Below are 20,930 nucleotides of genomic sequence, written 5' to 3'. Positions count from 1 at the left end.
CTCAAGGGCGATTCACTGCGCAAGAAGCGCAGCTGTTTGACGGTGGAGGCGGCTCAGGAGTAAAACGTCGTCCTACCTCGCGACGCTACGCTCGTAGTGTCCAGATTGAGCTGGAATGACTGTCCAGTTTGCGGCGGAATGGCTGTCCAGATTCGCCGGAATCCGCATATGTGGAGAGATAGGTCGTGAGAACACGGGGGCAAGCTAAAATTCTTAGCCATCATTCTCATGAGCCAAATCTATTGAATACTTTGATGGTCTACCATCCATCACTATGAAATTCAAGGCAACAAAAAACCCTGAGCACAGATGTTATGCACTCAGGGTTTCGATGAGAATTGTGGCCACTACTTTATGGACCTGCGGGTACTACGTATTGACATCGCCCTTTCTTGCAAAAATGCCACTTTCCAAAGACAGCTTTACCAAATTTGCCACGGAGTCAACCCCTAGTTTGCTGAGCAAATTTGCCCTGTGAACCTCGACAGTCCTTAAAGAAATATCGAGTTCCGCAGCGATCATCTTATTGGGCAGCCCCACTATTATCCGCTCACAGACCTGGCGCTCTCTCTCCGTCAACAGGGAAAACTGCTGCCGAAGAGCATCTTGTCTGACCCGTACGCTCAACTTGGCGCGGCTAAGCTCAATAGCTTTTTGCAAACTATCCAGCAAGGTTTGCTCATCCACAGGTTTACTCAGGAAGTCTACGGCTCCCATTCGAAATGCTTTTCGACATTGCTCGATATCCCCATGACCGGTTATGAAGATAATTGGAATTTGGCTACCAACATTGGTTATCCGTTCCTGCACAGCAAAGCCGCTAACTCCTGGCATCCGAACATCTAAAACCAAGCACCCTTCCATAAGCTCTTCTTCGTTGAAGCCATCAAGAAAGCTTTGTGCTGAATCAAAGAGGCACACATCTAGATCAACAGATCGGAGTAACATTGCGAGCGAATCGCGTACAGCATAGTCATCATCAACTAGATATACAATAGGTCTCGTCATTTTTATTATGCTTTCTTAAGAGCGTTTTTCCGGCAATACGAACTCAAACCTTGCACCACCTAACACAGAGCTCGACACTAAAAGCTTGCCATCATTGCTTTCGATGATCGACTCACAAATCTGCAACCCTAGCCCCATCCCTTGTGGCTTGGCAGTAAAAAATGGGGCAAAGACGTGGGCTTTATTTTCTTCGGAGATACCTGGCCCACTATCTGAGACAGCAACTTTGACCATACCATCAAGCGAACAGGCATGCACTTCGATAACCCGTTGTCCAGAAACTAGAGATACGGCATCAATGGCATTCTTGATAAGATTGACCAGTACCTGCTCTAGTTGGATGCTATCCACACGAACGAGTATAGGCACGTCGGGAAAATCGGTTGTTACGCAGACTCCGAACTCTCTAAGCTCAAATTCAGTAAGAGCCAACGAATTTTGTATCGTCTGCCGCACATCGACCAATGTTTCTTCCGGGGTGCGCTTCCCGACAAAGGCACGCAATCGCCTGATAATTTCGCCAGCTCTCAGCGCCTGTTGTGAAGTTGCTTCCAGTGCATGCATGACTTCGGTGAGATCACCCTGACCCTTTCTCAAGATTCGGATCGAAGCGCGAGTGTAGTTCTGGATCGCCATCAACGGCTGGTTCAATTCGTGGGATAGGCCAGATGCCATTTCCCCGATAGTATGTAATCGCGCCACTTGGGCCATTTCAAGCTGACGCTCCTGTAGGCGACGCTCACTTTCAGCAATTGCAGTCATAGCACGCCGCCTAACAGGCCCCATGTCCCTAAAGGCAATCATGGCCCCTCTCAATGCACCATCTATATCCAACAGAGGTGAAACAGAGCCTTCTATTAAAATTTTCTCACCATTCTCATCGAGCAACATGCTGTTGTCTGCCAGATTTACGATCTTCTTTTCAGACATGCATTCAGTGATCGGAGTGATGACATGACTTGGCAGAAGGTCGAACTGAACCGGGAAAATCTTCTCAATCTGGCACCCTATGGACGCTGATAACGGCTTTCTCAGAGCTTGTTCCGCAACGGGGTTCAGATACTCAACCTGTCCCTGAGGATTGATCGTGATAACCGCATCACTGATGGCCCGGAGCGTTACTAGCGCCCGTTCCTTCTCTTCGTGCAACAATTTTTCTGCGGCTCTGGAGTCTGCTTTACCACGTCGCCGCTGATTCACCAATGACGCATACATTACGGCAATAATCAATGGCATGAGCAAGGCCAGTAACATTGGTAGGGGACGTATCACCTCCCAACTTAGCTGTTCCCTTGTCTCGAACTCAAAAGGCTGCGCGGAATTTGGCAAATCGCGATGAAAAATAAACTCGGGCAGCAAGGCCGCCATTAGCCCAGTTTGATTGGCAGAATTGATATGATCAATCTGAGCGTTAGGATCACTTGGTGCCGCTCCTTTTAGATATAGCAACATGGACATCTTTTTCGATGGCCATTCCAAGGGGCTCAAAAATTTATTAGTATGGATCAGCATCGAAATTACTCGATCCGATGACATAAAATCCACCGGCTCTGGTACCTTCTTTTTTTGCTGACGGCGAATTACTTTGAACAACAGATACCCCCTACCACCCTCATAAAGGTCGAAGGGAGCAGAAACCGAAGCTTGCCCTGTCTCTACGGTTTTATCTATTGCTAACTTGAACTTTGTATCGGCGTGCACATCCAGCCCAAGAATGGGCTTGGCGGACTCGACAAGAGGCTCCATCAGGGTGATTGGATAATAGACTGGTCGAACAGGTGCTTGTACCCATCGGCGCATATCTCCAAACCCGAAATCTTTTACTTTATAATCTGGGCTGATTTTTTCCCTTGCCCATGCTTCAAAATTAGCAAGGTCTTTTCTTTCGATACGCGGTTGTAATTCGATTGTGTAGATATGGGGGTAGCGATCTAACATCTCTTTGGCGTAACCGCGAATTCCATCAAACGTCAGATCGTGAAAGGTGCTTAGCAATGCAGCCATACCAGCCAATACGGCTTCATTCTGGTCTAGCCTTTGCCGTACCAGTTCATAAACAGACTCAGATTGATTCATGAACTCTGTTTGACGGGTCCGATACTCAGAGACAATCAAGCTCACGATAAGAACAGATGAAACAACCAGCCACGTCAGTAGTGCAAACAACCAAACTTTGGTGGAATCAGAAAGGCGTGACCGTCGGTAGCTCAAAAACATAACCCATGAGAGTCATCAATGAAAACAGCATTGTACAAGCACTAAAACGCCGTGTTTAGGCTGACAGCAGCTGTCTGGCTGCCTCCAACCGACTAAGTTGAGCCGGGATCGGCCACCACTAGCCGCCAGAAGGATCCTTGCATGACTCCTCGCTACGGTGTCCTACAGCAAAGAACACCTAGGTATCTGGCTTCAGCTCCTGCGTAAGCGGAAACAGCTCTCTCAAGAGGAACTGACTGGGCGAATCGGGGTTGATGCGAAATCGTTGGCCGGATCGAACGCGGCGCGCACTATCCATCGATTGAAACGCTAGAGAAGATGGCCCTGTGCCTTGGAGTGGATGTGAAGAACTTCTTCGATTTGATGGGGAGCCATCCATCGAAGGACTGCACAGCGAGGTGATCGGGATGGTTCAAGAAAGTGACTATGAGCTGTTAGCTGGCTTCGTGAACTACATTAGGACCAAGAAAAATCGCTAATTTCACTTCCTTCACCCCCCATCAATAAATGACAAAAACATATGCTATTGCTGCAGCCATGCCATTTCTTACCCCTCCCCCACAACACCCATTGACACTAAGCGCGGTGATATCAACCTGTAACGCAGTGAGCATCAGGGCTGCGTAGCCGAGCGCGGGGCAATGCAATACACCCGCCGAAAATGCCATTGCTTGCCCATCCTCCTCCAGCATCTGGGACCTGAGCCCTTGCCAAGCCCGGTAAAAGCCGCTACATTCTGCCGCTCAATACGCGCGGGTGTAGCTCAATGGTAGAGCAGAAGCTTCCCAAGCTTACGACGAGGGTTCGATTCCCTTCACCCGCTCCAGTACATCTTGCCTGCTGCTTCCGCAGCGCACTTGAGCCCATCCTTTATCCATAACGATGAACTGGAATTCTGGCCGGCTCTGGCTACGCCTCCTCGTCTACAGCACCGGCACGGCAATTGCCCTATTCGTCCTGCTGCAAAGCCTGATCCTCTGGCAGTTTGATGCCAATGCGGTCCGACTCGCCCTCAGCCAGAGCGTCGCCGGCACCGGCCGCGTGGTGCATATCGGCGGCGACATCAAGGCCCAGGTGTTCCCCCGCCCCGGCGTGGTCGTCAACGACATCAGCGTCACTGAGCGTGACGGCAAGACGCCGGCCGCCCAGGCCGCGCAACTGGAAGTCGACTTGTCATGGCTGCCGCTGTTGACCGGCCACCGGGAGGTCAGCTCGCTGATCATGTCCGGCGTGTCGCTGAAGCTCGCTCGCCTGGCCGACGGCACTCTGTCGATCGGCGACCTGTTCAGCCCCCGCACCCAGGACAACTACAGCCTCAAGCTCGACCGCGTCGCGGTGCGCAGTGGCACACTCCAGCTGGCCGACGATGTCACCAACAGCCACGCCCGGCTCGAATCGATCGAGCTCGACGCCGACGATCTGCGCAGCGACGCACAGATCACCGTCGGCGCCCGACTGATCAGCGGGCAGCGCAATATCAGCCTGGCGGTATCCACGCCACTGTCGATCCAGGACGACCAGGTCAGCATTGAGGCGCTCGATGCGGTGGCGCTGTCCCAGATTCCCAGCCTCGGCGAAACGCGCTTGGCAATCAAGGGCAAGTTCAAACTCAACTTCGCCACGCTGCAGGCAAGCGGCGAGAACCTATCGGCACAGCTGAGCAGCCAACAGCCGCAGGGTGACCTCACGCTGACCCTGCCATCACTGTCAGCCAGCTTCGCCACGATCGACATGCCGCGCGCCCACCTCGCCGGGCAGCTCGGCTACGGCAAGAGCCATTACCAGTTCGAAGGCGATCTCGACACGCTACAGTTCGGCGAACACCGCCTGACCGCACGCCGCCTGAACGGCAGCCTGACCTGGCGCGTCGGCCAGCACGCGATGACGCTGGCGATGAACGCGCCGTTCTCGCTGACCAACCTCGACCAGTTGAAACTGCAACCGCTGGCGCTGAATGCCCGCGTGAATACTCCGCTGCTGCCGCGCGGTCAGCTTGCCGCCAAGCTGGAAGGTTCGCTGACAGGCTCGCTCGACGATGACCAGCTCAACCTGCGCGTCGCTGGCAAGCTCGACGGCTCTGACATCGCGCTCACCGTCAACCAGTTCGGCTTCGTACGGCCACGCCACGAAGCAACCGTATCGGTCGGTAAGCTCGACCTGAACCGCTATCTGCCCGAGGCAAGCGGCGACCCGGTCGCCATCCTGAACAATCCGAAACCGATCCCGCTCGACTGGCTCGACTTCATGGACCTGACCGGCAATGTCGCGATCGGCGAACTGTCGGTCGGACGCTTCAGGATGAACGACGTGTCGGCCAATGTGCGCGCCACCCCGCGCGAGCTGGAGCTGACCAACCTCCTGGCGGAAATCTACGAAGGTGAGCTGACCGGCCGCGCCCGGCTGGTGCGAGACAACACGCCGCAGCTCGAGCTCGAGCAGACGTTGAAGGGCATGCGCATCCGCCCGCTGTTGAAGGATCTGTTCGATTTCAGTCGCCTGGAAGGACGCGGTAGCGGTACCGTCAATCTGCGTGCCGACGGCGCGAGCTTCCTTGCGTTGCGCAACAGCCTGTCCGGCAATGTGATGATGAACCTGTCCGAGGGAGCACTGACCGGTATCGACCTGGTGGCCGCGCTGAAGAACCTGCCGGCCGAACTGAAGGAATCGAACGCGTCGATGGCGGCCAACGCCAGTCAGAAAACCACCTTCAGCACGCTGTCGGCCAGCCTGGCGCTGAACAACGGCGTGGCGCGCAACCACGACCTGAAGCTCGCGTCGCAGCTGGTCAACCTGTCCGGCGGTGGCAAACTCGACCTGGTACAGAACATCGTCGACTATACGCTGGATGTACGCGCCAACCCGAAGGAGTTTGCCCGCCTGCAGGGGGTGAACGTGCCGCTGAAGATCACTGGCCCGATCAACTCGCCAGTGTACGCGCTCGATTTCAACGCGATGGTGAAGGGCAAGAAGACCGAGGGCGAACGCCAGCAGGCGCTCAAGCAGGAGCTGAAGAAGCAGATCGGCACCATCCTGCCGTAAGCCCCAGCCCTGGCCAACCCCAACAGCCCGTGCCCACCACGGGCTGTTTGCGGTTAGTCCGACACGCACCGAATGGTTGGCCGCAAAAAAGCCGGGGCATTATCGCTCCCGGCTTTTTTCTCGGCGCGAATCCGTTCCCGACTCAGCCTTCCAACAGTCGCGACTCGGCCTTCGCCAGCTGCTCCGGCTGGCCGAGCAGCACCAGCACGTCGTTGGACATCAACTCGAAGCCATCGTCGAAATCGGTGCGACGAATCTTGTGGCGACGGATCGCCTTCACCGTCACGCCGATACCGGAGAGCCCCAGCGCACCGAGCGGCTGACCGATCGCCGCCGCGCCGTCCGGCAGCTGCACGCTCAACAGCCGTGGCAGCAGAAACTCCTCCACCCCCTCGATGTCGTCGGACAGGCCGCGAAAGAAGCCCTTGAACAACTGGTAGCGCTCCTCGCGCACCGAGCGGATGCGTCGCAATACCCGGCTCAGCGGCACGCCGGCCACCATCAGTGCCTGCGACGCCAGCATCAGGCTTCCTTCCATCACCTCGGCGACCACCTCCTCGGCGCCGGCCTGGCGTAGCGTATCGATGTCGCTGTCGTCGACGGTGCGCACGATTACCGGCAGGTCCGGACGCTCGGCATGCACCGCGTCGAGGATGCGCACCGCCGCGTGTGTGTCGGCGAAGGTGATCACCAACGCCTTGGCACGCGCAAGCCCCGCCGCGATCAGCACCTCCTTGCGGCCTGCGTCGCCGAACACCACCTGGTCGCCCGCCTCGCCGGCCTCGCGTACCCGCTGTGGGTCCATGTCAAGCGCGAAGAACGGCACGCCCTCCGCCTCGAGGAGCCGCGCCAGCGCCTGACCGCTGCGGCCGTAGCCGCAGATCAGCACGTGCTCGTTCTTGCTCATGCTCTCGACCAGCACCTGGTGCAGATCGACCGACTGAAGCATCCAGTCCTGACGGATTATCCGGCGGCTGATCGCCTCGGCGTGCTGGATCAGGAACGGCGCGATCAGCATCGAGATCAGCACCGCCGCGATCGCCGCCTGCTCGGTGCTGGACGATACCAGCCCGAGGTTGCCGGATAGCGACAACAGCACAAAGCCAAACTCACCGCCCTGCGCCAGCGCCAGCGCACCGCGCAGTGATTCGCTGGCACGATGGCCGAACGCACGCGCCAGCGCGAACACGATGGCGAGCTTGGCCGGGATCAGCAGCGCCAGCAGCAGCAACACGTCCACCGAGCGCTCGAACAACACCGATAGTTGCAGCTTCATGCCAACGGTGACGAAGAAGAAGCCCAACAGGATGTCGCGGAACGGCCGGATGTCCTCCTCCACCTGATAGCGGTACTCGGTTTCGGAGATCAGCATGCCGGCGACAAAGGCGCCAAGCGCAAGACTCAGGCCCGACAGCTCGGTCAGGTAGGCCACGCCCAGCGTCACCAGCAGCACGTTGATCATGAACAGTTCTCCGGAACGCTGCCGCGCGACCAGGTGGAACCACGGGCGCATCAACCGCTGCCCGAAGCTCAGCAGCAGGGCAAGCACCACCACCACCTTCAACGCCGCCAGCCCCAGATCCATCCACAATGTCGCGCTACCCCCTGCGAACGCCGGCAACAAGATCAGCAGCGGCACCACCGCGATGTCCTGGAACAACAGCACACCGATCGCCAATTGGCCATGCGGCTGCGCCAGCTCCAGCCTTTCGGCCAACAGCTTACTGACGATCGCAGTCGACGACATCGCCAGCGCGCCACCGACCGCGAAGCCGGAGAGCGCGCTACCGGTCAGCACGATCGCCACGCCGGTCACCAACAGCAGCATCAGCACCACCTGCGCAAGACCGACGCCGAACACCAGCTTGCGCATGGCCTTCAGCTTGGGCAGCGAGAACTCCAGCCCGATCGAGAACATCATGAAGACGATGCCGATTTCACCGAGCAGGGTTGTTTCCTCGCCGACCGGTACCAGATTCATCACACCGGGACCGGCCAGAAAGCCGACCACCAGATAGCCCAGCATCGGAGGCACCTTCAGGCTACGGCACAGCGTCACGGCCAGCACGGCAGCGAGAAGAACGATCACGAGCGGGGCGAGTGAATGCATGGGGGGGGCGGAACTTTCAGATTGGAAAAGCAGCCAACGGTGTACAAGCAAAACTTACACCAGCCGAACGTGTTCCGAGTATAACTTGATATACTGACCGTCTATGGAAAACGCTGTGAACGAAAAACGCCTGACGCTGGCGCGCGAGGTTCTCAAGACCGAAGCCGATGCAATCGTCGCGATGGGCCAACGCCTCAACGGCGACTTCACCCGTGCCGTCGACGCGATACTCGCCTGCCACGGCCGGCTGATCGTCACCGGCATCGGCAAGTCCGGCCATGTCGCCCGCAAGATTGCCGCCACCCTTGCCTCCACCGGTACGCCGTCGTTCTTCGTGCATCCTGCCGAAGCCGCACACGGCGACTTGGGCATGATCACCGACCGCGACATCCTGCTCGCCTTGTCCAACTCGGGCGAAAGCGACGAGGTGATCTCGCTGCTGCCCGCGCTCAAACGCAAGGGCATCCTGCTGATCGCGATGACCGGCCGCGCCAACTCGACACTGGCACGGGAAGCCGACATCCATTTGGACGCCTGGGTGGAAAAGGAAGCCTGCCCGCTCGGCCTCGCGCCCACTGCCAGCACCACCGCGGCGCTGGCGCTCGGCGACGCGCTGGCGGTGACGCTGCTCGATGCCCGCGCCTTCCGCGCCGAGGATTTCGCTCTGTCCCACCCGGGCGGCAGCCTGGGGCGGCGCCTCTTGGTCCATGTCCGCGACGTGATGCACGACGGCGACGCGTTACCGGTGGTGAAGAGCGGCGCCTCACTGAAGGATGCGCTGCTGGAAATGACGCGAAAAGGCTTGGGCATGACTGCAGTCGTCAATGCCGACGGTTCGCTCGCCGGCATCTTCACCGATGGTGACCTGCGCCGCACCCTCGACCGCACCCTCGATCTGTCCGGCCTCGCCATCGACACGGTCATGCATGCCAAGCCACGCACCATCCGCGCCGACCGGCTCGCCGCCGAGGCGGTCAAACTGATGGAGACCCACAAGATCAACGGTCTGCTGGTACTTGACGACAGCGACCGCCTGGTCGGCGCCCTCAACATGCACGACCTCCTGAAAGCCGGCGTGGTGTAAGCCCGCGGCGCCCCGGCGCCGCCCGCCCCGCCCTTCCGAAAGCCACTATGAAACCGTTTTTCGAACTCGCCCGCCGGGTGAAGCTGCTGGTCATGGACGTCGACGGTGTGCTCACCGACGGCAGCATCTTCATTACCGCCAGCGGCGAGGAAATCAAGGCGTTCAACACCCTCGACGGCCACGGCTTGAAAATGCTGCAGGCCACCGGCGTGAAGCTCGCCATCATCACCGGCCGCGACGCACCGGGCGTCGCCCACCGCGCACGCGGCCTCGGCATCGACTATTATTACGCTGGCATCCAAGACAAACGTGCGGCGCTCGCCAAGCTGCTCGACGAGAGCGGGGTGAGCGCCGACGAGTGCGCCTACATTGGCGACGACGTCGTCGACCTGCCGGTGATGCGTCGCGTCGCGCTGGCCGCCGCGGTACCCGAGTCGCCGAGCCTGGTGCGCCAGCACGCCCACTACGTCACCGGTGCCTCCGGCGGTCGCGGTGCGGTGCGAGAGCTGGCCGAACTGATCATGCAGGCGCAGGGCACCTTCGGCGCTGCGATGGAGCCCTATCTCGCATGATCCGGTCCCACCGCCCCTTCGTGATCGCGCTGGTCGGACTGATGGCCGCGCTGACCTTCTGGCTCGACCAAGTGTCGCGCTGGACGCCGGGCGAGCAGCAGCTCGATCCGAACAAGCCGGAGTTCGTCGCCGAGCACTTCACCGCCACCCGCTTCGGCCCGCAGGGACTGCTGCTGGATCGGCTGACCGCAACACGGATGTGGCAGTACCCGGACAAGCACGAAATGTACTTCGAGGCACCGCTGCTCAAGGTATTCGACAACGGCGTGATGCAGTACCAGATACAGGGCGAAGTCGGCCGCTACGACACCAAGACCAAGATCGCGCTCTATGACAAGAAGGCGACTCTGTTCAAACCGGCTACCGCCAAGGACCCGGAGATCACGATGGACACCTCTGCACTTTGGGCCGACACGGCCAAGGGGCTAGCCCGCTCGTCGGCCCCGGTCACCGTGCACTATGGGCAGTCGGTAGTGAACTCGGTAGGCTTCAGCTATGACCAGAAGGCCGGCCTCGTCACGCTCCATTCCCAAGCAAAGGCAACCTATGTCAAACCGTAAGCGACGTCTCGCGCTAGGCTTCGCGCTTGCGTTCGCCCTCCCGTTCGCGCACGCTGAGCTGGCCGATCGCGACAAGCCGATCCAGATCACCGCCGACACCGGTACCCTCGACCAGCTCAAGGGCATTACCGTGTGGAAAGGCAATGTGGTCGTGGTCCAGGGTACGATGAAGGTCAACGCCGCTGAAGTCACCGTCACCCGCGACGACAAGGGCAACCAGACGCTGGTCGCGCTGGGCAAGCCGGTCACCTTCAAGCAGAAGGTCGAAGGCAAGGACGAATGGATCGAGGGCCAGGGCAGCCGCCTCGACTACACCACCGTGACCAATCTGGCGGTGCTCACCGGCAACGCCCGCATCAAGCGCAATCAGGATCTGGTGGTCGGCAACGTGATCACTTACAACACCAACACCGAGCAGTACGAGGTGAAAGGCGGCAGCGCCACCGGCCCGAACAGCGGCCGTGTCACCGTCATCCTGCAGCCGACGACCGTCAACGGCGGCAAGAACAACAAACCATGAGCAAAAGCGTTCTCACCGTCGCGCACCTGAAGAAGCGCTTCAAGAAGCGCACCGTCGTGCGCGACGTTTCCCTCGATATTCAGAGCGGCGAAGTGGTCGGCCTGCTCGGCCCCAACGGCGCCGGCAAGACCACCAGCTTCTACATGATCGTCGGCCTGATTGCTGCCGACGACGGGGTGATCCACCTCGACGGCCGTGACATCACCGGCCTGCCTATCCATCAGCGCGCCCGGATGGGCTTGGGCTATCTGCCGCAAGAGGCGTCGATCTTCCGCAAGATGACCGTCGAGGACAACGTGCGCGCAGTGCTGGAGATCAGCGGCCTGAAAGGCGAGCAACTAGAAAACGAACTGAACCTGCTGCTCGACGATCTGAACGTCGCGCACCTGCGCGAGAGTAACGCGCTAGCGCTATCCGGCGGCGAGCGCCGCCGGGTCGAGATCGCCCGGGTACTGGCCACCCGGCCGCGCTTCATCCTGCTCGACGAACCTTTCGCCGGCGTCGACCCGATCGCGGTGATCGACATCCAGAAGATCATCTCCTTCCTGCGCGAGCGTGGCATCGGCGTGCTGATTACCGACCACAACGTGCGCGAAACGCTACGCATCTGCGATCGCGCCTACATTATCAGCGAGGGGGCAGTGCTCGCCTCGGGCCTACCCGAGGACTTGGTCACCAACGAACGGGTACGCGAAGTGTATCTAGGCGAGCATTTCCATCTCTAAACAAGCGCCACAACAGGAACCGCGGTTGCCATGAAGCAAGCTTTGCAACTGAAGGTCGCGCAGCAACTGACGCTGACCCCACAACTACAGCAGTCGATCAAACTGCTGCAGCTGTCCACTCTCGACCTTCAGGCCGAAGTAGAACGCTTCCTGCTCGACAACCCCCTGTTGGAGCGTCCGGATGAGCACGGTGGCGACATGGGCGCCGGCGAAGGCCCGACGGAAGCCCCTGCGCCCGACGGTGCCACCGATTCGGCCAGCCACGACGACGCCGGCGGCGAGCACGAGCGCGACACACTCGGTGCCGAGCTGACCGACTGGGGAAGCGGCAAGGGCGGCGCCCGAGATGGCGACGAGGACAGCCCCGACCCACTGTTTAATGTGCCCTGCCCGGTCACGCTGCGCCAGCACCTGCTCGCACAACTGGGCGAGCTGTCGCTGCCGGAGCGCGACCGCGCCATCGTCACGCTGCTGATCGAGGAGCTGGACGAGGACGGTTACCTGACAGCCGGTCTCAACGAACTGGCGGCCAACCTGCCGGCCGAACTGGAGGTCGACGAGGACGAACTGGCGGTCGGCCTCGCGCTGCTGCGCCAATTCGATCCAGCCGGCGTCGGCGCCAGCAACCTGCCTGAATCGCTGGCACTGCAGCTAGCCCGCCTCGACCCGTCCACCCCCGGCCATGCGCTCGCGCAGGCGATCGTGCGCGACCACCTGGTCCTGCTCGGCAACCGCGACTTCAGCAAGCTGAAGAAGCTGCTCGGCACCGATGACGACACGCTGCGCGCTGCACAGGCATTGATTGGCCGGCTCAACCCTCATCCGGCCGCAGGGTTCGGTGAAGGCGAGACCCACTATGTGATCCCGGACGTGATCGTCAGGAAACGCAAGGGCCGCTGGCTGGCCGAGCTGAACCCGCATGCAGTACCGCGCCTGAACATCAACCCAATGTACGCTCGCACCGTCACCGAGAGCCGCCACAACGCCGGCGAATTGTCGGGCCAGTTGCAGGAGGCGAAGTGGCTGATCAAAAACATCCAGCAGCGATTTGACACTATCCTCAAAGTGTCGGAAGCTATTGTTGAACAGCAGCACGCGTTCTTTGAACAGGGCGAAGTGGCGATGCGACCGCTGATTTTGCGGGACATCGCCGACCAGTTGGGACTGCACGAATCCACCGTGTCCCGGGTCACCACGCAGAAGTATCTGCTGAGTCCGCGCGGCCTGTTCGAACTCAAGTACTTCTTCGGCAGTGCCCTCGACACAGACGGTGGCGGCGAGTGCTCGGCCACTGCGATCAAGGCACGTATCCGCCAGATGATCGACACCGAAGACGCCGAGCGCCCCCTCTCCGACAGCACCATCGCCGACCAGCTGGCTAAGCTGGGCATTCAGGTTGCCCGTCGCACCGTGGCCAAGTACCGTGAAGCGATGCAGATCCCTCCCGTCAACCAACGCAAAAAATTATAGGTAGCCCCTTTAAAACCAACGCTGCTGTACCCATCCAGTAAGGGACCACTCACTTGCCAGGCGTGATAAGCCAGGCGGTTTTCACAAAAAGGAGTAGGGTATGAACTTCAAACTGACCGGTCTCCACCTCGAAGTTACCCAGCCGCTGCGCGACTATGTCGAAAGCAAGCTGGATCGTGTCACCCGTCATGTGGACAATGTGATCGACGTGGCGGTAACCCTCTCTGTCGACAAACTGATACAGAAAGCCGAAGTCAACGTTCATCTGTCCGGCAAGGATATCCACGTCGAAGCCACCGATTCCGACATGTACGCCGCGATCGATGCGCTGGTCGACAAACTCGACCGCCAAGTGTTGCGCCACAAGGAAAAACTCGATCAGCGCCGCGCGCCAATACCACCAATACCGCAGCCTCAGATCGAAGAAGGCACGCTCTAACCAGCGGCTGGCACAAACGGGAACCAACGGTTCCCGTTTTTGTTTTCCAGCCTCCTCTTTCGAGACGATCAGCCTCGGCGTAGAATTGACCGGTTTTTTTGTGATTTGCAGCGTATCAAGCCATGAGCCTAGTCGGCAAAATCCTCACCCAGGACCACATCCTTCTCGACCTCGATGTGGCAAGCAAGAAACGGGTGTTCGAACAAGTGGGCCTACTGGTCGAGAACGCCTACGGCATCGCCCGTAGTGAAGTGTTCGATTGCCTATTCGCTCGCGAGAAGCTCGGTTCGACCGGGCTGGGTCAGGGTGTCGCCATCCCGCACGGCCGCGCCAGGGGGCTGAAGGAAGCCGCCGGCTTCTTCATCCGTCTGAAGGCGCCGATCCCGTTCGATGCGCCAGACGGCAAACCGGTCCAGAGCCTGTTCGTGCTCTTGGTACCCGAAGCCGCTACCGACCTGCACTTGCAGGTGCTCTCCGAACTCGCTCAGCGCTTCTCCAGCCGTACGCTGCGCGAGACCCTGCTGACCGAGAACGACCTACCCACCATCCACCGCCTTTTGAGCGAATGACCTGCCCATGCCCAGCATAACGGTACGCAAGCTTTACCAGGACAACCAGCAAAAGCTCGACCTCAACTGGGTAGCGGGCACAGGTGGCGCCGACAGCCAGATCGCCAATGTCGATCAGCGCCCCACCCTGGCACTGGTTGGCCACCTCAACTTCATCCATCCGAACCGTGTCCAGGTGCTGGGGCTCGCGGAAGTGGACTATCTGAACCGGCTCGAGCAGTCGGCGGCCAAGACCGCGCTCGACCAGCTGTTCCACAAGAGCATGGCGGTGGTCATCGTCGCCAACAACCAGACCGTGCCGAAGCTCTTGCGCGACTACTGCCACACGCACAATGTGCCGCTGATGACGTCGCGCCTGGAAAGCCCGTACCTGATGGACGTGCTGCGCATCTATCTGGCGCGCACGCTGGCGGTATCGACCGTGCTGCACGGCGTGTTTCTCGACGTGCTCGAGATCGGCGTGCTGATCATGGGCGACTCGGCGATGGGCAAGAGCGAACTGGCGCTGGAACTGATCTCTCGCGGCCACGGTATGGTGGCCGACGACGCGGTGGAGTTCTACCGCATCGGCCCGGAAATGCTGGAGGGCCGCTGCCCGCCGCTGTTGCGCGACTTCCTGGAAGTGCGCGGCCTGGGTATCCTGAACATCCGCACCATCTTCGGCGAAACCGCCGTACGGCCGAAGAAGGTGCTCAAGCTGATCATCCACCTCGTCAAAGCCAATGACCAGGCGATGCAAGCGCTCGACCGCCTGAACATCCAGTCCGAGACGCAGGATATTCTCGGCGTGAAGGTGCGCAAGGTGATCCTGCCTGTGGCGGCCGGCCGCAACTTGGCCGTCCTGGTCGAGGCCGCGGTACGCAACTACATCCTGCAACTGCGCGGCATCGACAGCACCCGCGAATTCATCGAGCGGCATACCAACTTCCTCCGGGACCAGGAAAATGCGCCTGATTCTGATTAGCGGGCTGTCCGGCTCGGGCAAGTCGGTGGCACTGAAGATGCTGGAGGACTCTGGCTTCTACTGCGTCGACAACCTACCGGCAACGATGCTCGGCGACGTGATGGCGCTGTACCGCGACTTCGGCTATGACCGTATCGCGATCAGCGTCGACACCCGCTCCAGCCCCAGCCTAGGTGTGCTGCCACAGAAGATGGAGCAACTGCGTCAACTCGGCGTCGACGTGCGGCTGCTGTTTCTCGAGTCGAAGACCGACACCCTGGTCAAGCGTTTCTCCGAAACCCGGCGACGCCACCCGCTGTCGGCGCCAAGCCGCACCGTCGAGGAGTCGATTTGCCTCGAGCGCGAGCTGCTCGAAGCCATCTCGGAACTCGGCCATCGCATCGATACCAGCGAGCTGTCGGCCAACGCGCTGCGCAGCTTCGTCAAGCAGTTGGTCGGTGCAGACACCAGCCGGCTGACCTTGCTGTTCGAATCGTTCGGTTTCAAGCATGGCGTGCCGCTCGATGCCGACTTCGTATTCGACGTGCGCTGTCTGCCCAACCCCTATTACGACCCGGTGCTGCGGCCGCTGACCGGCAAGGACCAGCCGATCATCGACTATTTCGAAAGCGAGCCGATGGTGTCGATCATGGTCGCCGACATCCAGCGCCACATTGCCAAGTGGCTGCCGGCGTTCAGCCAGGAAAACCGCAGCTACCTGACCGTGGCAATCGGTTGTACCGGTGGCCAGCACCGCTCGGTCTATATCGCCGAGCAGCTGGCCGAGGCATTTGCCGACGAGCAAGTGCTGATCCGCCACCGCCAGCTTAACCGCGACGCCTGATCCGCACCGGCCCGTGACCGACCGCTTGCCAGAGCAATGTTCAGCGGGTGGGCATGGCTGTTCATCGCTTCTTGCCAGGCATCATGGCTCAGCTGTCGCTGGCAGCTACTCCCTTCCGACGACATCCTGAATTAACCCTTATATTTGCAGACCTCGCCGGTGACCGGCTTCGTCAACGACCCGATCTCCCAGAAACTGATGGAGGCTCCCGATGCGAGCGACTAACACCATAACCGTGGCGCTGACCGGCGCGTCCGGCCTACCCTACGGCCTGCGCCTGATCGACTGTCTGCTGGCAGCCGGCCGGCGTGTCTGGGTGCTGTATTCGCAGGCGGCGCAGGTCGTCGCCAAGCAGGAGATGGACCTGACGCTGCCGTCGCGCCCGGCCGAGTTCGAGCGCTGGTTGGCCGAGCACCATCAGCCCGCCGACGGGCAACTTAAGGTGTTTGGCCGCGAGGAATGGTTTGCTCCGGTCGCCTCCGGCTCCAACCCGGCCGATGCGATGGTGGTCTGCCCATGCTCGATGGGTACGTTGGCGGCGATCGCGCTGGGTACCTCGGACAACCTGATCGAACGTGCCGCTGACGTCAGCATCAAGGAAGGCCGCAAGCTGATCCTGGTTCCGCGCGAAACACCGCTGTCGGCGATCCACCTTGAGCACATGCTGAAGCTCGCCCGGCTCGGCGTAGTGATCCTGCCACCGTCACCGGGCTTCTACACCCACCCGCAAAGCGTCGCCGACATGGTCGACTTCGTTGTTGCGCGCCTCCTCGACCAGCTGGGTATCGAGCACCAGCTCTTGCCGCGATGGGGAGAATGAGATGAGCGCCGCCGAACCGATCTACAGCCTGAGCAGCTTGCGCGAACTGGAGCAACGGGCCGATGCGGCAGGACTAAACCTGATGCAGCGCGCCGCGCAGGCCGCTGCCGATTGGCTGGCCTCCCGCTTCGCCGCTGGCAGCCGGGTGCTGATCGCCGCCGGTCCGGGCAATAACGGCGGAGACGCACTATGGCTGGCGATCCACCTGGCCAACCGTGGCGACCAGGTCGAATTGCTGGTCCCAGCCGAACCGACGAGCGCGCTAGCCCTCGAGGCGCTGGCCGCCTGCCGTGTGCTCGGCCTGATTGAGCACACCGCACTCGACACCGTCACATCACCTGACGCGCTGGTTGATGGGCTGTTCGGCATCGGTCTCTCCCGACCGCTCGAAGGCGACTGGGCTACGCTGATCGAAAAACTGAACACACTGCCCTGCCCGCGCTTCGCACTCGACACCCCATCGGGCCTCGACAGCTGGACCGGTTGCGTGCACGGCATCGCGATCCGAGCCGACGAAACGCTGACCTTCCTGTGCGCGAAGCCGGGCCTGCATACCGCAGACGGCACCGACTACGCAGGAACCGTGACGCTCGCTACTCTCGACGTGCCGGCGGAACTGCTGCCGACGCCGAACGGCGAACTCAACCGCGCCGATGCACGCGCACTGATCCGTTCGGCCAACAGCCACAAGGGCAGCAATGGCACGGTTGCGGTGGTCGGCGGCGCACCGGGCATGCTGGGTGCCGCATTGCTGGCGGGACGCTCCACCCTTGCTGGTGGTGCCGGCAAGGTCTATCTGTGCGCGCTAGATACCCGGCTGCCGGTCGACCCGGTCGCTCCGGAGTTGATGTTCGCGCCGCCGGCACAGGCGCTCAAGCCAGGCATCGGCGTGGTGGCGATCGGCCCCGGCCTTGGCAAGGGCGGCAAAGCGCGCCATTGGTTGTATGCACTGCTGGCGCAACCGAGCGCCAAAGTGGTCGACGCTGACGCCCTCAACCTGATCGCCACCGACCCGGAACTGGCCGAGCGGCTAAGCAATAGCCCGGCCGCCAAGGTGCTGACCCCGCATCCAGCCGAGGCCGCCCGGCTGCTTGGCATCACTACCCCGGCCATCCAGGCCGACCGCGTCTCTGCCGCCCTGGCGCTCGCCAAGCGCTTCCAGTCGATCGTGGTACTGAAAGGCGCCGGCAGCATCATTGCCCGGCCAGACAGCTTTTGCCGCGTCAACGTCAGCGGCGGGCCAGCACTCGCAGTGGCTGGGCAGGGCGACGTCCTGTCCGGCGTGATCGCCGCCTTACTGGCGCAGGGCATGCCGCCCTTTGATGCCGCTTCACTGGCAGTGCGTGCCCATGGACTGGCCGGCGACGCATATACCACCGAGCAAGGCGGCCCGCTTGGCCTCACCGCATCGGCCACCCTCGCCTATCTGATCCGTGCCTTGAACCGTCTGATGACACCGAACGATGCGACCGCTTAGCGCGCGCTTAACAGTTCCTAACAGTTCTTTACAATTGTGACTCTGTCCTCGCGCTAGGATGACTGCCGATATAAAACAACCGAGAAGTTCCATGAGAAAACGCGACTTTCTGATCCCGGCAGCCCTGCTCCTGACGCTGGCCGGTTCGGCCTATGCCGGCGGTTCGACCATCCTCGGTGGTGCTATCGGTGGCGCGGCCGGCTCCGCGATCGGCGAGTCGGTTGGCGGGCGTGACGGCGCCATCCTCGGCGGCGCGCTCGGCGGCGGAGCCGGTGCAGCGATCGGCCACGACTATGGCCATCGCGACTATGACGAAGGCCACTATTATCACGACCGCGGCTGGCACCACGGCTGGCACCACCATCACCACCACCACGACGACTAAACCAGCTTCGCCAAGCCCCCACCGCCACGCCCTGTCCTCAGCAGGCCGTGGCGGTTTTTCATTCCCAGGACGGGTCTCGCACGTATTGTCCTACGCCCCTCCGAGGGGAGCTCACCAAGCCCTGAGCATTGATGCCATCCAACGATGCGCCGGTCTGGAATCTACCAAGCCAAGCACACCCCAGGATCCAGATTGTTACCAACATTTACTAACAGTTTTGGACAAATCGTCACCGAATTTACGATAGCCTATTGATGCATAAAAAATAACAAGGAGTTACGTCATCATGAAACGCCCTATCTTACTTCCGGCCATCCTGGCCCTCTCATTGGCGGGAATTGCCCACGCCGGTGCCGGCACCGTTCTTGGCGGGGCACTTGGCGGCGGCGCCGGTGCCGCGGTCGGCGCATCGGTCGGCGGGCGCAACGGTGCAATCATCGGTGGCGCCCTCGGTGGCGCCGGCGGCGCAGCGGTCGGCCACGACTACGAGCGCAACAAGGAAGCTCGCCACCACCATCACGGCAAGAAGCACAAGCGCCACTACTACCACGACTGACATTCACTCCGTCCACCCCATCCACCCCGACCTGCCACGACGCAAGCCGGGGTGCTGCTTTTTCGACACCGCCCTCTTGTATCCGCCAATATTTGCTAACAGTTCTTTACAACTGTAACGATGGCAGCGAGCTAGCATAAAGTCATCAAACAAGATCAGCGAGGAGATGTAATGGACGCCTCCCTCCTGCCCGAAGGTGACGACGGCGGTCTGCAGAACGACAGGAGCCCTCGCAATACCTGACGGCATCTAAAGTGCCAAAGTGGTGGTGTAGCAACAACCACAAACGGTAAGGAGGGCTCGATATGAAGATTACGACATTCGGTCTGGACCTGGCAAAGCGGGTTTTCCAACTGCATTGGGTGGATACCGCTACCGGTGAAATCTGCCGCCGGCAAGTGAAACGGGCGCAACTGAACGAGTTCTTCGCCAACCGGGAAACGTCGGTGATCGCGATGGAGGCCTGCGGCAGTGCGCACTACTGGGGCCGGCTGTTCCAGGAGCTTGGGCATGAGGTCAGGCTGATTCCCGGGCAGTTCGTCCGTCCGTTCGTGAAGAGCAACAAGACCGACGCAGCCGATGCGCAGGCGATCTGGGAAGCGGCGCAGCGGCCAGGGATGAAGTTCGTCGCGCTCAAGAGCGAAGGCCAGCAAAGCGTGCTGATGTTGCACCGGATGCGCGAGCAGTTGGTGAAGATGCGGACGATGCAGACTAACCAGCTACACGGGCTGTTGTACGAGTTCGGAGCCGAGCTGCCAAAGGGGCGACACAAGGCGCTGGAGCGGATTCCTGATGAGCTTGCGCGGCTGGAAGACACGTTGCCAGTGATGGTGATCGAAGCGATCCGTAGCCAACTACAGCGAATTGAGACATTGGGCCAAGACATCGCCGAGCTTGAGCACAAGCTGGCGGTGTGGAAGAAGGAAGATGAAGCAGCCAAACGACTGATGGCCATTCCGGGTGTCGGCTTGCTCACCGCAACAGCGGCGGTAGCAATGATTGGGGATGCCAAGACATTCAAGTCTGGGCGCGAGTTTGCCGCCTTCCTCGGCCTGGTGCCACGCCAGAGCGGCACCGGCGGGCGAGTGAAGTTGCTGGGGATCAGCAAGCGCGGTGATGTGTATCTGCGCACGCTGCTGATTCATGGCGCCAGGGCAGTGGCGACGCATCAGAAGGTGCGCGATCCCTGGCTGGACCAGTTGCTGGCGCGACGACCGTTCAATGCGGCGGTGGTAGCGCTGGCCAACAAGATGGCACGAACGATCTGGGCGCTGTTGGCCCATGGCCGGACGTATCAAACGGACTACGTGGCCAAGGCCGCGTAAAAGATTAACGAACCCTTTAGGAGGTGGATCGCTGAAAGGTTGCGCAGGTTGATGTGCGCTTGATGGCAGAACAGGTCGGACCGTGGGGAAGTAAGCCTGAATGATGGCCAGTCCTTCGAGGACTCCAAGGAGATGAGGCCTTCCCCTGCGAATTCCATCAGGGCCAGCAGACTCCGAGTCTGCAATAAAGGCCGGATATAAGTCTGCAGCCAGATCTCGAAGCCCGCATCGAACATCGCTTGCCAAGCCGGGAGGCGTCCATATAAG

20 protein-coding genes and 1 tRNA gene are annotated in these 20,930 nt (G+C 60.5%); 17 read left to right on the top strand and 4 right to left on the bottom strand.

Going from position 1 to position 20,930, the window contains the following annotated elements; genetic code table 11:
• Positions 1-369 precede the first annotated feature (369 nt).
• Together QU481_RS22030 and QU481_RS22025 are read right to left on the bottom strand one after the other, a co-directional pair.
• Positions 370-1,008: a response regulator transcription factor gene (locus tag QU481_RS22030; protein ID WP_289832141.1), complete on the bottom strand. Its 639-nt coding sequence runs from the start codon at positions 1,006-1,008 to the stop codon at positions 370-372.
• A 15-nt stretch (positions 1,009-1,023) separates the two neighbouring features.
• On the bottom strand, positions 1,024-3,084 hold the full coding sequence (locus tag QU481_RS22025) for an ATP-binding protein (RefSeq protein WP_289832140.1): 2,061 nt from the start codon (positions 3,082-3,084) through the stop codon (positions 1,024-1,026).
• Positions 3,085-3,977: 893 nt separating this feature from the next.
• Here QU481_RS22025 and QU481_RS22020 point away from each other — a divergent pair.
• Positions 3,978-4,051 (top strand) — tRNA-Gly (locus tag QU481_RS22020).
• A gap of 56 nt (positions 4,052-4,107) precedes the next feature.
• On the top strand, positions 4,108-6,264 hold the full coding sequence (locus QU481_RS22015; RefSeq protein WP_289832139.1) for an AsmA family protein: 2,157 nt from the start codon (positions 4,108-4,110) through the stop codon (positions 6,262-6,264).
• 142 nt (positions 6,265-6,406) lie between these two features.
• On the opposite strand, the gene QU481_RS22010 is transcribed toward QU481_RS22015, so the two are convergent.
• The gene (locus QU481_RS22010) at positions 6,407-8,374 is read right to left on the bottom strand and encodes a monovalent cation:proton antiporter family protein (protein WP_289832138.1); all 1,968 of its coding nucleotides are present in this window, start codon (positions 8,372-8,374) and stop codon (positions 6,407-6,409) included.
• 103 nt (positions 8,375-8,477) lie between these two features.
• Between QU481_RS22010 and QU481_RS22005 the strand changes: the two genes are divergently transcribed.
• From QU481_RS22005 to QU481_RS21935, 15 genes are all read left to right on the top strand, one after another.
• Positions 8,478-9,458 carry a KpsF/GutQ family sugar-phosphate isomerase gene (locus QU481_RS22005; protein WP_289832137.1) on the top strand — a complete coding sequence of 327 codons (981 nt, stop codon included), beginning with the start codon at positions 8,478-8,480 and terminating at the stop codon, positions 9,456-9,458.
• A gap of 47 nt (positions 9,459-9,505) precedes the next feature.
• Positions 9,506-10,030, top strand: coding sequence for a KdsC family phosphatase (locus QU481_RS22000; RefSeq protein ID WP_289832136.1), 525 nt, complete (start codon positions 9,506-9,508; stop codon positions 10,028-10,030).
• Positions 10,027-10,590 (top strand): LPS export ABC transporter periplasmic protein LptC, encoded by a 564-nt coding sequence (lptC, locus tag QU481_RS21995; RefSeq protein WP_289832135.1) that lies wholly within the window; start codon positions 10,027-10,029, stop codon positions 10,588-10,590. The genes QU481_RS22000 and lptC overlap by 4 nt, the downstream gene beginning before the upstream one ends.
• The gene (gene lptA, locus QU481_RS21990) at positions 10,577-11,110 is read left to right on the top strand and encodes a lipopolysaccharide transport periplasmic protein LptA (protein WP_289832134.1); all 534 of its coding nucleotides are present in this window, start codon (positions 10,577-10,579) and stop codon (positions 11,108-11,110) included. Before lptC ends, lptA begins: the two co-directional genes overlap by 14 nt.
• Positions 11,107-11,835 carry an LPS export ABC transporter ATP-binding protein gene (gene lptB / locus QU481_RS21985; RefSeq protein WP_289832133.1) on the top strand — a complete coding sequence of 243 codons (729 nt, stop codon included), beginning with the start codon at positions 11,107-11,109 and terminating at the stop codon, positions 11,833-11,835. Before lptA ends, lptB begins: the two co-directional genes overlap by 4 nt.
• Positions 11,836-11,865: 30 nt before the next feature.
• Positions 11,866-13,305 carry an RNA polymerase factor sigma-54 gene (locus tag QU481_RS21980; RefSeq protein WP_289832132.1) on the top strand — a complete coding sequence of 480 codons (1,440 nt, stop codon included), beginning with the start codon at positions 11,866-11,868 and terminating at the stop codon, positions 13,303-13,305.
• A 100-nt stretch (positions 13,306-13,405) separates the two neighbouring features.
• Positions 13,406-13,744 (top strand): ribosome hibernation-promoting factor, HPF/YfiA family, encoded by a 339-nt coding sequence (gene hpf, locus QU481_RS21975; protein WP_289832131.1) that lies wholly within the window; start codon positions 13,406-13,408, stop codon positions 13,742-13,744.
• Positions 13,745-13,866: 122 nt separating this feature from the next.
• A complete protein-coding gene (gene ptsN, locus QU481_RS21970; RefSeq protein WP_289832130.1) occupies positions 13,867-14,313 on the top strand; it encodes a PTS IIA-like nitrogen regulatory protein PtsN in 447 nt (148 codons plus the stop codon).
• Positions 14,314-14,320: 7 nt separating this feature from the next.
• Positions 14,321-15,277 carry an HPr(Ser) kinase/phosphatase gene (gene hprK, locus QU481_RS21965; RefSeq protein ID WP_289832129.1) on the top strand — a complete coding sequence of 319 codons (957 nt, stop codon included), beginning with the start codon at positions 14,321-14,323 and terminating at the stop codon, positions 15,275-15,277.
• On the top strand, positions 15,258-16,100 hold the full coding sequence (rapZ, locus tag QU481_RS21960; RefSeq protein WP_289832128.1) for an RNase adapter RapZ: 843 nt from the start codon (positions 15,258-15,260) through the stop codon (positions 16,098-16,100). The genes hprK and rapZ overlap by 20 nt, the downstream gene beginning before the upstream one ends.
• A gap of 211 nt (positions 16,101-16,311) precedes the next feature.
• Positions 16,312-16,920 (top strand): flavin prenyltransferase UbiX, encoded by a 609-nt coding sequence (locus tag QU481_RS21955; RefSeq protein WP_289832127.1) that lies wholly within the window; start codon positions 16,312-16,314, stop codon positions 16,918-16,920.
• Position 16,921: 1 nt separating this feature from the next.
• Positions 16,922-18,397 carry an NAD(P)H-hydrate dehydratase gene (locus QU481_RS21950; RefSeq protein ID WP_289832126.1) on the top strand — a complete coding sequence of 492 codons (1,476 nt, stop codon included), beginning with the start codon at positions 16,922-16,924 and terminating at the stop codon, positions 18,395-18,397.
• A 91-nt stretch (positions 18,398-18,488) separates the two neighbouring features.
• Positions 18,489-18,782, top strand: a complete 294-nt coding sequence (locus QU481_RS21945) for a YMGG-like glycine zipper-containing protein (RefSeq protein WP_289832125.1) — start codon at positions 18,489-18,491, stop codon at positions 18,780-18,782.
• A 286-nt stretch (positions 18,783-19,068) separates the two neighbouring features.
• Entirely contained in the window at positions 19,069-19,338 is a 270-nt protein-coding gene (locus tag QU481_RS21940; protein WP_289832124.1) for a YMGG-like glycine zipper-containing protein, read from the top strand.
• A gap of 305 nt (positions 19,339-19,643) precedes the next feature.
• A complete protein-coding gene (locus tag QU481_RS21935; protein WP_289828201.1) occupies positions 19,644-20,663 on the top strand; it encodes an IS110 family RNA-guided transposase in 1,020 nt (339 codons plus the stop codon).
• On the opposite strand, the gene QU481_RS21930 is transcribed toward QU481_RS21935, so the two are convergent.
• Positions 20,642-20,930 (bottom strand): hypothetical protein (locus QU481_RS21930; RefSeq protein ID WP_289828580.1); only part of this gene is annotated, 289 nt, incomplete at its 5' end. The genes QU481_RS21935 and QU481_RS21930 overlap by 22 nt on opposite strands.

The organism is Crenobacter oryzisoli (assembly GCF_030385785.1).
In the GTDB taxonomy this organism is placed as follows: domain Bacteria; phylum Pseudomonadota; class Gammaproteobacteria; order Burkholderiales; family Chromobacteriaceae; genus Crenobacter_A; species Crenobacter_A oryzisoli.
Note: the sequence above shows the minus strand (reverse complement) of the source record. Positions and strands in the feature narration are given on the sequence as shown.

What these genes read in the sequence shown, in the direction of transcription:
- QU481_RS22030 (WP_289832141.1), bottom strand. Translation starts at nt 1,008, where the DNA reads ATGACGAGACCTATTGTATATCTAGTTGATGATGACTATGCTGTACGC.
- QU481_RS22025 (WP_289832140.1), bottom strand. Translation starts at nt 3,084, where the DNA reads ATGAATCAATCTGAGTCTGTTTATGAACTGGTACGGCAAAGGCTAGAC.
- QU481_RS22015 (WP_289832139.1), top strand. Translation starts at nt 4,108, where the DNA reads ATGAACTGGAATTCTGGCCGGCTCTGGCTACGCCTCCTCGTCTACAGC.
- QU481_RS22010 (WP_289832138.1), bottom strand. Translation starts at nt 8,374, where the DNA reads ATGCATTCACTCGCCCCGCTCGTGATCGTTCTTCTCGCTGCCGTGCTG.
- QU481_RS22005 (WP_289832137.1), top strand. Translation starts at nt 8,478, where the DNA reads ATGGAAAACGCTGTGAACGAAAAACGCCTGACGCTGGCGCGCGAGGTT.
- QU481_RS22000 (WP_289832136.1), top strand. Translation starts at nt 9,506, where the DNA reads ATGAAACCGTTTTTCGAACTCGCCCGCCGGGTGAAGCTGCTGGTCATG.
- lptC (WP_289832135.1), top strand. Translation starts at nt 10,027, where the DNA reads ATGATCCGGTCCCACCGCCCCTTCGTGATCGCGCTGGTCGGACTGATG.
- lptA (WP_289832134.1), top strand. Translation starts at nt 10,577, where the DNA reads ATGTCAAACCGTAAGCGACGTCTCGCGCTAGGCTTCGCGCTTGCGTTC.
- lptB (WP_289832133.1), top strand. Translation starts at nt 11,107, where the DNA reads ATGAGCAAAAGCGTTCTCACCGTCGCGCACCTGAAGAAGCGCTTCAAG.
- QU481_RS21980 (WP_289832132.1), top strand. Translation starts at nt 11,866, where the DNA reads ATGAAGCAAGCTTTGCAACTGAAGGTCGCGCAGCAACTGACGCTGACC.
- hpf (WP_289832131.1), top strand. Translation starts at nt 13,406, where the DNA reads ATGAACTTCAAACTGACCGGTCTCCACCTCGAAGTTACCCAGCCGCTG.
- ptsN (WP_289832130.1), top strand. Translation starts at nt 13,867, where the DNA reads ATGAGCCTAGTCGGCAAAATCCTCACCCAGGACCACATCCTTCTCGAC.
- hprK (WP_289832129.1), top strand. Translation starts at nt 14,321, where the DNA reads ATGCCCAGCATAACGGTACGCAAGCTTTACCAGGACAACCAGCAAAAG.
- rapZ (WP_289832128.1), top strand. Translation starts at nt 15,258, where the DNA reads ATGCGCCTGATTCTGATTAGCGGGCTGTCCGGCTCGGGCAAGTCGGTG.
- QU481_RS21955 (WP_289832127.1), top strand. Translation starts at nt 16,312, where the DNA reads ATGCGAGCGACTAACACCATAACCGTGGCGCTGACCGGCGCGTCCGGC.
- QU481_RS21950 (WP_289832126.1), top strand. Translation starts at nt 16,922, where the DNA reads ATGAGCGCCGCCGAACCGATCTACAGCCTGAGCAGCTTGCGCGAACTG.
- QU481_RS21945 (WP_289832125.1), top strand. Translation starts at nt 18,489, where the DNA reads ATGAGAAAACGCGACTTTCTGATCCCGGCAGCCCTGCTCCTGACGCTG.
- QU481_RS21940 (WP_289832124.1), top strand. Translation starts at nt 19,069, where the DNA reads ATGAAACGCCCTATCTTACTTCCGGCCATCCTGGCCCTCTCATTGGCG.
- QU481_RS21935 (WP_289828201.1), top strand. Translation starts at nt 19,644, where the DNA reads ATGAAGATTACGACATTCGGTCTGGACCTGGCAAAGCGGGTTTTCCAA.